Origin of the sequence: Pseudomonas sp. WSY_20 (assembly GCF_043104335.1) — a bacterium.
Lineage (GTDB): Bacteria > Pseudomonadota > Gammaproteobacteria > Pseudomonadales > Pseudomonadaceae > Aquipseudomonas > Aquipseudomonas parafulva_B.
In genome coordinates, this window is sequence record NZ_JBICKP010000049.1 from 48,375 (window position 1) to 61,244 (window position 12,870).

A 12,870-nucleotide genomic window follows, 5' to 3' on the forward strand; every position below is an offset into this window, starting at 1 on the left:
TACAGGCCTGCGCCCTGCCCTATAATCGCGGGCATCTCGCTTGTGGAGCCAACCATGCCTAACCTACGCCTTGCCGACCTCACCGCCGAAATCGAAGCCAACGTGCGCCGTGCGTTGCTGGAGGACATCGGCAGCGGCGACATCACCGCCCAGCTCATCCCGGCCGAGCGGCTGGCCAAGGCAACGATCATTACCCGCGAAGCGTGTGTGGTGGCCGGTACGGCCTGGGTCGATGCGGTGTTTCGTCAACTCGATCCACGCGTAGCCGTGCACTGGCAGGTGGTCGACGGCGATCGCGCCCAGCCCAACCAACCGCTGTTCCACCTGGAAGGCCCTGCGCGGGCACTGCTCAGCGGCGAGCGCAGTGCACTCAACTTCCTGCAGATGCTGTCCGGGGTCGCCACGCGCGCGCGCACGTTGGCGGATCTGGTCGAAGGCACCCACGTACAGTTGCTGGACACCCGCAAGACCTTGCCGGGCCTGCGCCTGGCGCAAAAGTACGCAGTGACCTGTGGCGGCTGCTACAACCACCGCATAGGCTTGTATGACGCTTTCCTGATCAAGGAAAACCATATCGCCGCCTGTGGTGGCGTCGCCGAGGCGGTACAAGCCGCACACCGCATCGCCCCCGGCAAGCCGGTGGAAATCGAGGTGGAAAGCCTGGAGGAATTGCATGAGGCGCTAAGCGCGGGTGCCGACATCATCATGCTCGATGAGCTGACGCTCGACGAGATGAAAGAAGCCGTCAGGATCACCGCTGGCAAGGCCAAGCTGGAGGCCAGTGGCGGCGTCAGCGAAACGACCCTGCGGGCCATCGCCGAAACCGGTGTGGATTACATCTCGATAGGTTCGATGACCAAGGATGTGCGAGCGGTCGACCTGTCGATGCGCCTGAGCCTGTAACACGGGGCCGCCAGGCGGCCCCGGTCGAGGGATCAGAACGAGGCGTTGGCCAGGCCGTCCAGGTAGCGCTCGACGTCCAGGGCGGCCATGCAACCAGCACCGGCCGAGGTGATGGCCTGACGGTAGACATGGTCAGCCACATCACCTGCGGCGAACACACCCGCGACGTTGGTGGCGGTGGCGTTGCCTTCACGGCCGCCGCTGACCACCAGGTAGCCGTCCTTGAGGGTCAGCTGGCCTTCGAACAGCGAGGTGTTCGGGGTGTGGCCGATGGCGATGAACACGCCATCTACCTTGATCTCGTCAGTGCTGCCATCGTTGTTCTTCAAGCGCGCGCCGGTCACACCCATGTTGTCGCCCAGGACTTCATCCAGGGTAGCGTTGAGCTTGAGTTCGATCTTGCCTTCGGCGACGCGGGCATGCAGCTTGTCGACCAGGATCTTCTCGGCGCGGAACGTATCGCGGCGGTGCACCAGGGTTACCTTGCTGGCAATGTTCGCCAGGTACAGCGCCTCTTCAACGGCCGTGTTGCCGCCGCCAACCACTGCGACCGGCTTGTTGCGGTAGAAGAAACCATCGCAGGTGGCGCAGGCCGATACGCCCTTGCCCATGAACGCTTCTTCCGACGGCAGGCCCAGGTAGCGAGCACTGGCGCCAGTGGCCACGATCAGGGCGTCGCAGGTGTAGGTGCCGCTGTCGCCGGTCAGGGTGAACGGCTTGTTGGCCAGGTCCACGGCATTGATGTGATCGAAGACGATTTCAGTCTCGAAACGCTCGGCGTGCTCTTGCATGCGTTGCATCAGTGCCGGGCCGGTCAGGCCGTGCGGGTCGCCTGGCCAGTTGTCGACTTCGGTGGTAGTGGTCAATTGGCCACCGGCCTGCATGCCAGTGATCAGCAGCGGCTTGAGGTTGGCACGGGCCGCATAGACCGCTGCGCTGTAACCGGCAGGGCCGGAGCCCAGAATGATGACGCGCGAATGACGTGCTTCGGACATGTCGAACTCCTGTCGAGCGGGCTGAAAAGGCCAGCTGTGCAAATGAAGTAGGGCCTGCACCACGGGCAGGCCGGTGACGCTGAAATATGAGCGCACTGTAGCGAGGTGGCAAAGAGTAAGGAAATATCCTTAGACAATCCACCTCATAGCCATCGTCTATGCGCGTCGTTGCGTTGGCAGGGTCCGATCATTGGCTTTTGTTACCACCGGTTTCACCCAGATGGTGCAGCTTCCGCATCCCCCTGAAACTCGGTAATGTCTGCCAACCACCTTTTCTGCGGAGTGATACATGCAAGCCCCCGTTCTTTCCGGGCCGCAGTACCTGCGCGAAGGCCTGAAGCTGATCCTGAGCCCTGGCCTGCGCTTGTTCGTGCTGCTGCCGCTGACCATCAACCTGCTGCTGTTCGGTGGCCTCATCTATTTTGCCGGCCACCAGTTCAGCCAGTGGCTGGACGCGCTGGTGCCCACACTGCCAAGCTGGCTCAGCTTTCTGACCTATATCCTCTGGCCCCTGTTCGTGGTGTTGCTGGTGCTGATGGTGTTCTTCACCTTTACCCTGGTGGCCAACATCATCGCCGCGCCGTTCAATGGCTTTCTGGCTGAAAAGGTGGAAGTGGTGGTGCGCGGCGACGATCACTTCCCGGCCTTCAGCTGGGCCGAGCTGCTGGCGATGATCCCCCGCACACTGGGCCGCGAAATGCGCAAGCTCGGCTACTTCCTGCCGCGCGCCACCGGCTTGTTCATCCTGTCGTTGATCCCGGTGGTCAACGTGGTCGCCGCGCCGCTTTGGCTGATTTTCGGCGTGTGGATGATGGCCATCCAATACATCGACTACCCGGCCGACAACAATAAGATGAGCTGGCAGGACATGCTCGCCTGGCTTCGGGAAAAACGCTGGCAGTCCCTGGGCTTTGGCGGGGTGACCTACCTGGCGTTGCTGATCCCGGGGGTGAACGTGGTGATGATGCCGGCGGCGGTGGCTGGGGCTACCTTGTTCTGGGTGCGCGAGAATGGCAATGCACGGGCCGTGAACACACCTGCGCATCGAGCCTGAGCCTGTCCCAGGCGTTACCCTACCTCATCTACAGGAGCAGACCATGAACCGCTTCAGTCCCGCCAAACTCAAGCTGTCGAAATGGACCGCGACGCAGCCGGTGAACCGTGAAAAGCACTTCCTGGTCACCGACCTGGAGCACGACGAAGCGGGCGTGTTGCTGCGCGTGGAACTGCAGGCGGTGCACAGCGGGCGCAGCGAGTGGCTGGATTGGCGGGTGCTGCGCGACGCCCAGGTATGGGCGATGGGCTGGCGATGAGCGAGTGACTGACCGAACCGGCCGCGTGCCCGTCAGGCAGCGGCCGATCTTAGGCGCGTCCAACGGGAGCGCCGCCGCGTCGCCTCACCATGGAACACAACCGGCCTGCACAACTGCCCGGCATCACTGCCCCAGGCGGCTGGAAAACTGCCCCACCACATCTACCACCCGCCTGGCCCCTTCCTGGATTTCCTCGATCACGTTTCCGGTCTGGTCCGCCAGCGCGCGGCCTTCTTCGGCCTGGCGCTTGCTGGTGTCGATGATCGACACTGCAGCCTGGGCCAACTGCTCGTTTTGCTGTACCACACGGGCTATTTCCTCGGTAGCCGTGCTGGTGCGCGAGGCCAGCTGACGCACCTCATCGGCCACCACCGCAAAGCCCCGCCCCTGCTCGCCAGCACGGGCGGCTTCGATGGCGGCGTTGAGCGCCAGCAAGTTGGTCTGCCCGGCGATATCGCTGATGGTCTTGATGATCGAACCGATGACCCGCGACTGGGTGTCCAGCGCCTGGATGCCTTCGGCAGCCTGAAGCATCGAGGCTTCGAGCCCACGCATGACGCTGACGCTCTGCCCGACCACCTCTGTGGCCCGACGGGCGCTGGTGTCCGTTTCCCGGGAGGTGTTGTAGGCAACGTCCGCCGCCTGGGCCACCGCTTGCTCCTGGTTCACCTGATCGGTGATGACCGTGGCGAACTTGACCACTTTGTACAGCTCATCGTGGGCGTTGAAGATCGGGTTGTAGGAAGCTTCCAGCCAGATCACCCGGCCATGGGCATCGATCCGACGGAAGCGTTCGGCAATGTACTCACCGCGGCGAAGCTTGTCCCAGAATGCCTGGTAGGCGGGTGAGTTGACCTCGGCAGGTTCGCAGAACATGCGGTGGTGCTTGCCACGGATCTGATCCAGCCGGTACCCCACTGCCGACAGGAAGCGCTCGTTGGCGGTCAGGATCATGCCATCGAGGTCGAACTCGATAACCGCCGTCGAGCGCATCAGCGCCTTGATCAGGCTCTCGTGCTCCCGGGAGGTGATGATGGTACGGGTCAGGTCGCTCGAATGCAGGGTGAAATACTTGATGCGCCCGTCGCTACCCTTCACAGGTTGCAGGATCGAACGTAGCCAGGCTTCCTGGCCGTCCCCGCGCAGCAGGCGAAACGCGCCATTGAAATGCTCGCCCCGGCTGATGGCATTTTTCATGCGCTGGTGAAAATCCAGTGACTTGACGTGGGCAGGCACGATGTCGTCGATGTTGCGCCCAAGCAATTGGTCAGCCCGATACAGCATCTCGGTTTCGAAATTGCCATTGACCAGTTCGATCCGACCGGCAGGGTCGAGTTGCAGCACCAGCATCTCGCTGTCCAGGCTGCTCTTGATCTGGTCGATGATCATCAGTTCTTCACGCAACTGCCGGATTTCTTGCTTGAGCTTGTTGTTGAACATCACCGCTCTCCTGGAGCGTGGGGGCGAATGCAACTGCATCGGCGGGCAACTGCGCCTCTTGAGTGCAGCCGTGATGAATATTCGTGCGCGTTACAGGCGTCATGCCCCCCTGCATCATGCCGACGTCACTTCGCCGTCATGCCCCGGCAATGCAGCAGGTGGATAGTCTGTTCATGAATACACCTGCTCTGCACATCTGCCTCGTCAGCGATACCTTCGCCCCGCACGTCAACGGCGTGGCCTGCACACTGTTGAACCTGAGCGAAGGGCTGCGCCTGCGTGGCCATCACGTCAGGATCGTGCGCCCCCGACAGCCAGGAGAGCAGGCTTCGGGGCACAACCCTGGCGTGCGACTGTGGCGCGACTGGCCACTGCCCGGCTATCCGGGTTTGCAACGGGACAAGGTCTCCCTGCGCACGCTGGCAAGGCACTGGCGCCGGCAACGGCCTGACGTCATTTACATCGCCACTGAAGGCCCCCTGGGGCTGAGCGCATTACGCACTGCTCGGCGTTTAGGGATCGCCGTTGTTAGCGGATTGCATACCCACGTTGCGCACCTTTCAGGGCAACACGGCATGGGCGTAGTGGGACGCCTGCTAAGCCTTTACCTGCGCTGGTTTCATCGCCGGGCCGTCTTGACGCTCGTGCCCAGCTTGAGCCAACGGCGTTGGCTGGAGCGCCGCGGCTTCGAGCGGCTGGTGCACATGCCGCACGGTGTGGACGCGGAGCTGTTCAACCCGGCCCGTCGCAGCCAGGCGCTGCGCGAACACTGGGGTCTGGGCCACGATGATATCGCCGTCTTGCATGTGGGACGGTTGGCACCGGAGAAAAACCTGGGGCTTTTGCAAAGCTGTTTCGAGGCTTTGCAACGGGCGTTGCCACAGCGAAGGGTACGCCTGATCCTGGTGGGGGACGGGCCACTGCGGGGGAAGCTACAGCAGCAGGTCCCCGGGGCTGTGCTATGCGGCGTCCAGCGAGGCGAACAACTGGCCGAGCACTATGCCAGCAGTGACCTGTTTCTGTTCCCCAGCCTGATCGAGACGTTTGGCCGTGTGGTGCTCGAAGCCATGGCGTCAGGGTTGGCGGTGGTCGCTTATGACCAGGCAACGGCTGCGCAGCACATCGGCCATGGCCACAATGGGGCGCTGGCCATGCCAGGGGATGCGGCAGCCTTCATCGATGCCGCTTGCTGGCTGTTGCAAGACAGCGAGACCCTGCGGCGGGTGAGGCTCAACGCTCGACAGCATGCCAGCCACCAGGGGTGGTCGAAAATCGTCGACCAGTTCGAAGCGCACCTGCTCAGCGCTTCACAGAGCGTTCATGCGCGCCAAGCGACCTCGATACAGCCCATGCCGCCGCTGTGAAGCCACTGCAGCGGCCGAGGTGAGCACCCGGTGCATGATTAGCCCAGGGCCTTTTCGATGGCCTGGACCACCCCAGGGTCATCCGGCGCCGTGCGCGGGGAGAAGCGCGCCAATACCCGCCCGTCCTTGCCCACCAGGAATTTCTCGAAATTCCAGGTAATGTCCCCTGGAAACTCCGCGCCCTCGCCCGCCAGAAGACGATACATCGAATGGCGCTGGGGCCCGTTCACATCGAGCTTGGCGCCGAGCGGAAAGCTCACGCCGTAGTTCATGCTGCAGAATTCCTGGATCTGCGCTTCGCTCCCCGGCTCCTGCCCTGCGAACTGATTGCAGGGCAGGCCAAGGACCGTGAAGCCTTTGTCCTTGTACGTCTGGTAGAGCTGCTCAAGCGCCGCGTACTGAGGTGTCAGGCCGCACTTGGAGGCCACGTTGACCACCAGCACTACCTGCCCCTTGTACGGTTTCAAGGACAGATCGCCACCGTCAAGCGCGTTCAACTTCAGGTCGTGAAATGCACTCATGCTGTAATCCCCTTTTCAGGTCGCCGACGGTACCTGGGCAAATTGCGCCCACTAAAAAGGCGTTCGTTCAAGCCGTCGCCTTCCTTGGGAAGGCAGGGCGGCTTGCCCGAACGCCTGGCGACTTTCTGAGCTTAGCGCAGAAAGATCAGTGGTGATGGCCACCTTCACCGTGGATGTGACGGTGAGCGATTTCTTCTTCGCTGGCGTCACGTACGTCAACGACCTTGACCTGGAAGTTCAGGCGCTGGCCGGCCAGTGGGTGGTTGCCATCGACGGTCACGTCGTCGCCGTCCACGTCACGGATGGTGACGATCTGCATCTGGCCATCGGGGGCCGAGGCGTGGAACTGCATGCCCACTTCCAGCTCGTCGACGCCTTCGAACAGGCTGCGGTTCAGGGTGCTGACCAGCTCGGCCAGGTATTCGCCGTAGGCCTCTTCAGGCTCGATGGAAACGGTCAGCTCGTCGCCGGCCTGTTTGCCTTCCAGGGCTTTTTCCAGGCCTGGGATGATGTTGCCGGCACCTTGCAGGTAAACCAGCGGCGCGCCACCGGCGGAGCTGTCGATGGTCTCCCCGGCGTCGTTAGTCAGGGTATAGTCGATGGAGACAGCCTTGTTGGCGGCGATCAGCATGGGGCAAGACCTTTTGCAAAAGAATGTAGAACGCACAAGTGTAACCAAGCCATCGCCCGATTGCGAACCTCGCCTGGATCCGCCCATGCCCATCAGTCGGATCATCGCTTTTTCCCAGGATGCCGAAGGCCACTGGGTCGCCCAGTTGAGCTGTGGCCACACCCAGCACCTGCGCCACGTGCCGCCCTGGCAGCTGCGCCCATGGGTGCTCGACCCCGAACAGCGAGCGCAGCGCATTGGCCAGGCGTTCCCGTGCGGTTGGTGCGCACAGGGTGCCGATAGCGCTACCCTTGATCGCTGATCCATTGCACCGCTTATTTCGAGAAGCACGCATGCAGACTTTTTTCATCGCACCAACCGACTTTGGCGTCGGCCTTACGTCTATCAGCCTGGGCCTTGTGCGCACGCTGGAGCGCGCCGGCCTGAAAGTGGGCTTCTTCAAGCCTGTTGCCCAGCCCCACCCGGGCGACACCGGCCCGGAGCGCTCTACCGAGCTGATCGCTCGTACCCACGGCATCATGCCGCCGACGCCGCTGAGCCTGGCCCAGGTCGAACGGATGCTGGGCGATGGTCAGCTGGACGAGCTGCTCGAGTCGATCGTTCGTCTGTACCAGCAGGCTTGTGTCGGCAACGACGTGGTAGTGGTCGAGGGCATGGTCCCTACCCGTCACGCCAGCTACGCAGCCCGCGTGAACCTGCACCTTGCCAAGAGCCTGGATGCCGAAGTGATCCTGGTATCGGCCGCCGAACAGGAAGTGCTCAGTGAACTGTCCGGCAGGGTCGAGCTGCAGGCCCAGCTGTTCGGAGGCCCGCGCGACCCCAAGGTGCTGGGTGTGATCCTGAACAAGGTGCGCACCGACCAGAGCATGGAGCAATTCTCAACGCGTCTGCGTGAGCACTCGCCGCTGCTGCGCGGCAATGATTTCCGCCTGATCGGCTGCATTCCCTATCAGCCGGAGCTCAATGCCCCGCGCACGCGGGATGTGGCAGAGCTGCTCGGGGCCCAGGTCCTCAATGCCGGTGACTTTGAGCAGCGCCGCATGACCAAGATCATCATCTGCGCCCGCACGGTGGCCAATACCGTGCCGCTGCTGACATCTGGAACGTTGGTGGTGACGCCCGGCGATCGCGACGACATCATCCTCGCCGTGAGCCTGGCAGCGATCAACGGCGTGCCGTTGGCAGGCCTGCTGCTGACCAGCGACAGCAAGCCCGATGCGCGGATCCTGGGGCTATGCCGCGGAGCGCTGCAGGCAGGGTTGCCGATCCTGTCGGTCAGCACAGGGTCATATGACACCGCCAACCAGCTCAATGCCCTGAACAGGGAAATCCCGGTCGATGACCGCGAGCGCGCCGAGTTCATCACCGACTTCGTGGCCAGCCACCTCGACGGCGCCTGGTTGAGCCAGCGCTGCGGCGCTCCGCGCGAGATGCGCCTGTCACCTGCGGTATTTCGCTATCAACTGATCCAGCGCGCGCAGCAGGCCAACAAACGTATCGTCCTGCCCGAAGGGGCCGAGCCGCTGCTGGTGCAGGCGGCGGCCATCTGCCAGGCACGCGGCATTGCCCGCTGCGTGCTGCTCGCAAAGCCTGAAGCGGTCGATGCCGTGGCCCGGGCCCAGGGCATCACCCTGCCCGAAGGGCTGGAGGTGTTGGACCCGGACCTGATCCGCGAGCGCTATGTCGAGCCCATGGTGGCGCTGCGCAAGAGCAAGAACCTCAACGCACCGATGGCCGAACAACAGCTTGAAGACCCGGTGGTCATCGGCACCATGATGCTGGCCCTGGACGAAGTCGATGGCCTGGTCTCGGGTCTGGTGCATTCGACGGCCAATACCATCCGTCCTGCATTGCAGCTGATCAAGACCGCACCGGGCGCCAGCCTGGTCTCTTCGGTCTTCTTCATGCTGTTTCCGGACCAGGTGCTGGTCTACGGCGACTGCGTGATGAACCCTCACCCCAATGCCGCCGAACTCGCCGAGATCGCGCGCCAGAGTGCTGCATCGGCGCATACCTTCGGCATCACGCCACGGGTCGCGATGATCAGTTATTCAAGCGATTCGGCAAGCGACGAGGAGGTGGAAAAAGTGCGAGAGGCCACACGCATGGCCAGGGAAGGCGCCGAACAGCTGTTGATCGATGGGCCGCTGCAATACGATGCGGCTGTCAACCCGGCCGTTGCACGCGACCTGGCGCCGGGCAGTCAGGTGGCCGGTCGCGCCACGGTGTTCGTGTTCCCGGACCTGAACACCGGCAATACCACACACAAGGCCGTGCAGCGCAGTACCGACGGCGTGAGCCTCGGGCCCATGCTGCAGGGGCTGCGCAAACCGGTGAACGATCTACCGCGCGGGGCGCAGGTCGACGACATTGTGCACACCATTGCCCTGACCGCCATTCAGGCAAGCGAGGTGCGCTGAATGCGGGGGCCATCAAGTGGCCCCCACCTTTGGGTCAGGGATACTGCTGAACTTGGCCCTGCTGCTGGTCGTACTGCTGGCCAGGGATCGGCTTGAGGTTCACTTCAACGCGGCGGTTCTGCGCGCGGCCATTGGCATCGGCATTGCTGGCGATCGGTTGATCCGGGCCCATGCCGCGCACGGTGACCCGCGAGGCATCCACACCCTGGGAAGTCAGGTAGCTGCTGACGGCCTGGGCACGACGCTGGGACAGGTCCATGTTGTGCTGGCGGCTACCGGTGCTGTCAGTGAAACCCACCACTTCGATGTTGTTCTGGTTGAACTGCTTGAACGAGCCGGCCAGGTTGTTCAGCGGTGCGTAGAAGCTTGGCGAGATGTTGGCCGAATCGGTGGCGAAGGTGATGTTGCCGGGCATGATCAGTTTGATCTGGTCGCCCTGGCGCTGAACCTCGACCCCGGTGTTGGCCATTTTCGCGCGCAGTTCGGCTTCCTGCTTGTCGGCGTAGTAGCCGTAGCCGGCCGCCGCGGCGCCAATGGCCGCAGCGCCGATCAGTGCACCCTTGCCACGGTGATTGTGATCGATCGCGGCGCCGGCCACGGCACCGGCCAGGGCACCCAGGCCACCGTACTTGGCGGTCTTGCTCATGCCGCCGGCCTCTTGCCCCTGGTTCTCATAGGGGTTTTGCCCCGCACAGCCGGTCATCAGGGCAGCAGTGGTTGCGACGATAATCAGGCGACGCATGGTGAACATGGGCAAGCTCCTCGTGTTGGTCATGTATGCCGTAGGTCTGGAACGGCTCTATGTCAGGCTTGGAGTGTCTTGCCGGGTGAAAATTCCGCGCCCGCCTGCGCATTTGTGCACCGCCCTGTTCACCCCTCAGGGCAAATACAACCGGAACAGGCCGCCCCCGAGCGCCCCCCCGTTGGAGATGTCGATGCGGCCCTGCACGCCGCCGCTTTCATGCAAGGCCGCAATGCGCGCAGCGAAATACAAGCCAAGGCCCGTGCTGCCACTGGTGGAGTCGATGCCCTGGATGTATTCCTGTTGCCGTTCGATCATGCGCGCCGGGTAGCCGGGCCCGTCATCGTTGATGCAGATGACCAGTTGGTTGTCGGCCTCTTCGATGGTGATCAACAGGGCCTTTTCGGCGAACCGCGTGGCATTGGTGATGACGTTGGTCACCACCGATGCCACCAGCTCGCGATCGAAAAAGCCCAGGGGATTATCGGTATCGATGCGCCAGTTCGCCTCGATGGCATTGTGCTGCAAGACTTCTTCGTGGGCTGCCAACTGCGCCTCGATGAAGTCGTCGAGTTCGTGGTAGTCCGGGCATACCGGCAGTTGATTCACACCGAGCTTGTACAAGCCCAGCAACTGCACCAGCATGCCATTGAGGTGCCGGAACTCATGCTCCATCACCCCCTGTTCCGCGCCACCGCGCAGCTCTTCGGGCAAGCGCTGGACCCACTGGCCGTGGGACTGGATCAGTGCCGAGAGCGAATTCTTCAGGTCGTGCACGGTGGAGGCGATCACCGTGGAAAAATCCAGCCCCTGATTATCAAGATTCATGCGCCGAACACCCGGGTATGCAGTTTGCGGTAGCGGTCATAGCGGTTATCGCTGGCGGGGATACCGGCCACGCTGGTCAAGGCGTCGCGGCATTCCTGCATGATCGCAGGCTGAGGATTCTCTCCGCCAATGCGCAGCAGCGCCTGGGCGGTATTGAGGGCGATACTGATGTTCCTGGGCTGCAGGCCCAACGCTTTACGGAACAGCTGCAACGCCTCGCCGAGCTGACCTCCCTGGTAACTGCGCACGCCCTGACGATTGAGCGTAACGGCTTCGGTGATGGCGTTCAGCACACTGGGGTCATCCGTCAGCTGGCCTACTCTTTCCATGACTTTGGGGTCGTCGCCATAACTCTCCACACAACTTCTGAGCACGCCGATGGCCGCGGCATCCTGCCCCGACGCCTGCAATTGCCGGGCAACGGTCAGGGCCGCATCGACCGAGAAGAACTGGTTCATCTTTTCCAGGCGCTGGACGGCCTGGTCGGTCAGCTTGGCCGCGGTCTCCGGATCGCCGGCCTGCTGCAGGCTGGCGGCTTTCATCATGCGGGCACGCACCTGAAGGCCTTGGTCTTCCGGGTTTTCCTTGGCCACCTCGCTGAGCGTGGTGTTGATCTCGACCCGGGTGCGAGCGTCCAGACCGAAGCCTGCATTACGGCTCATCAACGCCTGCACCAGGCCCAGATTGTTCTCGGCATCCTTGTAGCGTGAGCTCTGCCCCTGATTCACGGCGTGCCGGAACGCCTTGGACGCGCTGTCGAAGTCTTCGTTGGCCAACGCCAGCTTGCCCAGCTTCGATTGGCGCCGAACCGATAACGGCGAAAGCCGCACGGCCTCCTCCAATAGCCCTTGGGCGCGCTTGGTTTCGCCTTGCGCCTCCAGCACATCGGCCATGCCGTCGTAGAGACTGGGCATGATCGGGAAGGCCTTGAGCGCCTGCTCGTAGACGGCCTGGGCCTGGGCATACTGGCCGCGCTTGTGCATCAGGCTGCCCAATGCCGCATAGACCCAGGGCTGCGGGCGGCTGGCGAGAATGGCCTTGAGAAACTTCTCGAGCTCTTCGAAGCGGTTGAGGTTGCGCAGCGCATCGGCCCGGTAGCGCAGGCACAGCGGCGCCAGGCGCGGGTCGCGCTTGCACAGCTCGGCACAGGCTGCCAGCACTTCGCCTGGGCGGTTGCGGTCCAGTGCCTGGAGAATCGGTTTCAACAGCGCCTTGCGCTGGTAGAGCTTTTCCACGCGCTGGGCAAGGCCTACCCGGTTAAAGGGCTTGGTCAGGTAGGCGTCGGGCTCGTGCTCGATGGCGCTCAGTACAATGGCCTGGCTGCTTTCGGCAGTGACCATGATGAACACGCATTCGTGGCTGATGTGCTTGTCGATGATCAGGTCTTCGAGCACCTGCTGGCCGTTTTTCTTGCCATCGCCCAAGTGAAAGTCTTGCAGGATGCAGTCATAACGCTTCTGGGCGCACATGCGTAGCGCCTGCTCGCCACTGTCGGCGGTGTCCACGTCGCGAACACCCAGCTCGCGCAGCATGGAGCGGGTCGACGTGCGAAAGTCGGTGAAGTCGTCAACGATCAGAAAACTCTTTTGCCCGAACTGCAGCATCAACACGACCTGCCCTGGAAGAAATGGAAAGATGGCACGAGGCGAACCACCGAACGCTGTATCGGCAGGCGGTCGGAAAAGATAAGCGTAGCGTACGCGCCACTTCAAA

At 62.8% G+C, this 12,870-nt stretch carries 13 protein-coding genes and 1 pseudogene; 6 read left to right on the forward strand and 8 right to left on the reverse strand.

Going from position 1 to position 12,870, the window contains the following annotated elements; genetic code table 11:
• Positions 1-54 precede the first annotated feature (54 nt).
• Entirely contained in the window at positions 55-903 is an 849-nt protein-coding gene (gene nadC, locus ACF8E5_RS12610) for a carboxylating nicotinate-nucleotide diphosphorylase (protein WP_197843906.1), read from the forward strand.
• Positions 904-935: 32 nt separating this feature from the next.
• On the opposite strand, the gene trxB is transcribed toward nadC, so the two are convergent.
• On the reverse strand, positions 936-1,898 hold the full coding sequence (trxB, locus tag ACF8E5_RS12615; protein WP_058639474.1) for a thioredoxin-disulfide reductase: 963 nt from the start codon (positions 1,896-1,898) through the stop codon (positions 936-938).
• A 289-nt stretch (positions 1,899-2,187) separates the two neighbouring features.
• Here trxB and cysZ point away from each other — a divergent pair, with 289 nt between their 5' ends.
• A complete protein-coding gene (cysZ, locus tag ACF8E5_RS12620; protein ID WP_058605855.1) occupies positions 2,188-2,952 on the forward strand; it encodes a sulfate transporter CysZ in 765 nt (254 codons plus the stop codon).
• A gap of 43 nt (positions 2,953-2,995) precedes the next feature.
• The gene (locus tag ACF8E5_RS12625) at positions 2,996-3,211 is read left to right on the forward strand and encodes a TIGR02450 family Trp-rich protein (protein ID WP_023534670.1); all 216 of its coding nucleotides are present in this window, start codon (positions 2,996-2,998) and stop codon (positions 3,209-3,211) included.
• A 123-nt stretch (positions 3,212-3,334) separates the two neighbouring features.
• On the opposite strand, the gene ACF8E5_RS12630 is transcribed toward ACF8E5_RS12625, so the two are convergent.
• Both ACF8E5_RS12630 and ACF8E5_RS12635 read right to left on the reverse strand, forming a co-directional pair.
• Positions 3,335-3,880, reverse strand: a complete 546-nt coding sequence (locus ACF8E5_RS12630; protein WP_371921604.1) for a methyl-accepting chemotaxis protein — start codon at positions 3,878-3,880, stop codon at positions 3,335-3,337.
• Positions 3,875-4,690 (reverse strand): annotated as a pseudogene (locus ACF8E5_RS12635) (PAS domain-containing protein); the annotation flags it as partial. The pseudogene ACF8E5_RS12635 and the gene ACF8E5_RS12630, both read right to left, overlap by 6 nt.
• A gap of 134 nt (positions 4,691-4,824) precedes the next feature.
• Between ACF8E5_RS12635 and ACF8E5_RS12640 the strand changes: the two are divergent.
• A complete protein-coding gene (locus ACF8E5_RS12640) occupies positions 4,825-6,015 on the forward strand; it encodes a glycosyltransferase family 1 protein (protein WP_326383386.1) in 1,191 nt (396 codons plus the stop codon).
• Between the two features lie 38 nt (positions 6,016-6,053).
• Here ACF8E5_RS12640 and ACF8E5_RS12645 read toward each other — a convergent pair whose 3' ends face one another.
• A complete protein-coding gene (locus tag ACF8E5_RS12645) occupies positions 6,054-6,536 on the reverse strand; it encodes a glutathione peroxidase (RefSeq protein ID WP_058605857.1) in 483 nt (160 codons plus the stop codon).
• A gap of 145 nt (positions 6,537-6,681) precedes the next feature.
• Positions 6,682-7,167 (reverse strand): peptidylprolyl isomerase, encoded by a 486-nt coding sequence (locus ACF8E5_RS12650; RefSeq protein WP_058605858.1) that lies wholly within the window; start codon positions 7,165-7,167, stop codon positions 6,682-6,684.
• On the opposite strand from ACF8E5_RS12650, the gene ACF8E5_RS12655 reads away from it, so the two are divergent.
• Positions 7,166-7,468: a DUF3565 domain-containing protein gene (locus tag ACF8E5_RS12655; protein ID WP_058639476.1), complete on the forward strand. Its 303-nt coding sequence runs from the start codon at positions 7,166-7,168 to the stop codon at positions 7,466-7,468. The genes ACF8E5_RS12650 and ACF8E5_RS12655 overlap by 2 nt on opposite strands.
• A gap of 31 nt (positions 7,469-7,499) precedes the next feature.
• Positions 7,500-9,587, forward strand: coding sequence for a phosphate acetyltransferase (gene pta, locus ACF8E5_RS12660; RefSeq protein WP_058639447.1), 2,088 nt, complete (start codon positions 7,500-7,502; stop codon positions 9,585-9,587).
• Positions 9,588-9,621: 34 nt separating this feature from the next.
• On the opposite strand, the gene ACF8E5_RS12665 is transcribed toward pta, so the two are convergent.
• The 3 genes from ACF8E5_RS12665 to ACF8E5_RS12675 all read right to left on the reverse strand — a co-directional run bounded on the left by ACF8E5_RS12665 (position 9,622) and on the right by ACF8E5_RS12675 (position 12,761).
• Entirely contained in the window at positions 9,622-10,338 is a 717-nt protein-coding gene (locus ACF8E5_RS12665) for an OmpA family protein (RefSeq protein ID WP_023534691.1), read from the reverse strand.
• Between the two features lie 126 nt (positions 10,339-10,464).
• Positions 10,465-11,157: a sensor histidine kinase KdpD gene (locus ACF8E5_RS12670; protein ID WP_058605860.1), complete on the reverse strand. Its 693-nt coding sequence runs from the start codon at positions 11,155-11,157 to the stop codon at positions 10,465-10,467.
• Positions 11,154-12,761: a tetratricopeptide repeat-containing response regulator gene (locus tag ACF8E5_RS12675; RefSeq protein WP_197843902.1), complete on the reverse strand. Its 1,608-nt coding sequence runs from the start codon at positions 12,759-12,761 to the stop codon at positions 11,154-11,156. Before ACF8E5_RS12675 ends, ACF8E5_RS12670 begins: the two co-directional genes overlap by 4 nt.
• Positions 12,762-12,870 lie beyond the last annotated feature (109 nt).